This window comes from Alloprevotella sp. oral taxon 473 str. F0040, assembly GCF_000318095.2.
Classification (GTDB): domain Bacteria; phylum Bacteroidota; class Bacteroidia; order Bacteroidales; family Bacteroidaceae; genus Alloprevotella.
The window spans coordinates 7,900-8,197 of record NZ_KB290717.1 but is presented as its reverse complement, the minus strand read 5'-3'; positions in this window follow the sequence as shown (position 1 = coordinate 8,197).

The window sequence follows — 298 nt, the reverse complement described above, 5'->3', positions numbered from 1 at the left end:
TTCAATTCACGCAGCCCAAGCGGGCTGCGACCTCATTATCACATGCTATTATATAATTATCCTTTCGTTTCAATTCACGCAGCCCAAGCGGGCTGCGACGCGGAAAATGTTTTGGCTGTATGAGGATGCGTTGTGTTTCAATTCACGCAGCCCAAGCGGGCTGCGACTGGGTTTGAGCGTTAAAATCCGCTAGAGATGTCCGTTTCAATTCACGCAGCCCAAGCGGGCTGCGACGGTATGCGGTACGATATACGCGAGACCAAAAATGTTTCAATTCACGCAGCCCAAGCGGGCTGCG